We start from the raw sequence: 1,766 nt of genomic DNA, 5'->3' as shown, positions 1-1,766 counted from the left end.
TATGGATGTTGATATTATTTAGTTTTAGGTAGCCTCTATATTTTAACTTATCACCATAAAAACCCTCGATGGTCTCTCTTCTGTCTATCTCATATCGTACTTCCCAAATCTTGGTTTGACCCTCCTCCTCTATAGTACCGTAGCTATAGGCGTACCATGTACCTATCAGATGTTTTAGTTTTTTACTTATCTTGATATGTTTTTGTGCCATGAAATCGTCAAAACTATAACTATCTCTTTTTATATTTTCAAAATCATAAGATAGGTTATTGATAGAGTCAAAATTATTGGTTACCTTGAAGTAGCAGATTCTATCTCCCGAGTTCCTATATATGGCTACCTCTTTAGATTTGCTATATATAAAATCATAACTAGTAGTACTTGGCTCAATACTCTCTTTGAGTGTCATTTTTATATCTACACCACAATCTATTAGTCTCTCTATAGACTCTTTTATATACTCGGTTATCTCATCCTCTAGCCCCATAACCATCACCATATCTATCCCCAATCCACTCTTTGCAACGGTTACTATATGCTCCAAAGCCTCTTTTGATCTTCTATCTTCAGTAGCAAATAGTGTAGAGTCCTTTGCAAAAAGAGGATAGACAAAAGCACAAGAGCTATTTGGGCTTAGAGATAACTTTTTTAGAAACACTCTCCTTGCAGACCTTCGTCTGGAGCTGTAGAATGTTCTGTTGTTGTAGACCTTTTGAGAGATTTGATTGAGAGAGTTAAGTCCATCGTGAAATAGTCCTATATAGGCATCTCTATCGACACTTTGACTAAGTATCTCTCTGGATTTTTTCATAAATATTGTGATGTCGCTTATCTTGTTGTGAAGTTTTTTGAGATAGTTTCTCTTAGGTGAGCTATATATATCTTGGCTTGATTCTTCAGAGATGAGCGTATCACTCTCATTGGCATTGAGATAGAACTGCTCCTCCTCCTCTTTGGAGAGTATCTTTTTGCTGAGTAGGTTTTTGCCCGATATTGGCAGACCTTTATCATAGGAGAGACCCAAGCGAAGCCCATAGATAGCAGAGTTGTTTCTAAACCCTTTGTTGAGCATAAAATAAAATGTGACAATCTCAAAACTATTTTTGACCGAGATGTGGTAGTAGTCATTGATGATATTGAGCTCACCATGATAGGTGTCTATATCTCTATCTTTGTAGAGTTCTGAGGTTATCATCCTGATTTTGTATCTATCTCTGTCTATCTCCTCTACGGTATAGAGTTTGACATGGGTGACCACTTTGAGGTTGATGTCATAGTAGTAGATGTATTTGTACTCAAAAAGATTTTTGGGTTGGGTAGTGTAGGCGATATAGATATCGACACGCTTTTTAAACTCCTCAATGGGGTCATCTAGAAAAGAGCCTTTGGTAAAAAAAGGTTGACCCCCTCTGTGTAGTCTGGAGATGGGATAGGTATCAAAATGAAACGCTTTGGCTTGGGCGATGTCCCCTTCATACCACTTATCGATAACGCTTTTTTTTCTAGCACTAAAACTAGGCTTAGTACCATTCCAAAAGAGTTTGACAAATTCATCCTCTGTGATGTTTAGACTTTTAAATAGATACGCTATCTTTTGTGAAAATAGATTTTGTTTCATGATGCTATCCTTGTTTTTAATAGTGTAAAAAAGTAACATAATGCTATCTTTTTTAAATTTAGCAAATGGTTAATAGTTCGTTTATAGTTGTTATTATTACATATAATTCTATAAAAATTCATTATAGAGTATTAAAATTCTAAAATTT

General features: G+C 35.2%; 1 protein-coding gene. It reads right to left on the bottom strand.

Features of this window, described 5'->3' with window-relative positions; all coding sequences use genetic code 11:
• On the bottom strand, positions 1 to 1,618 hold a 1,618-nt coding region (locus GSY74_RS05060), incomplete at its 3' end, for a hypothetical protein (RefSeq protein ID WP_164664019.1).
• Positions 1,619 to 1,766 lie beyond the last annotated feature (148 nt).

Source organism: Sulfurovum sp. bin170, assembly GCF_010892395.1.
Classification (GTDB): domain Bacteria; phylum Campylobacterota; class Campylobacteria; order Campylobacterales; family Sulfurovaceae; genus UBA1140.
The sequence above is the reverse complement of the archived record's forward strand: the minus strand, read 5'-3'. Positions and strand labels throughout refer to the sequence as shown.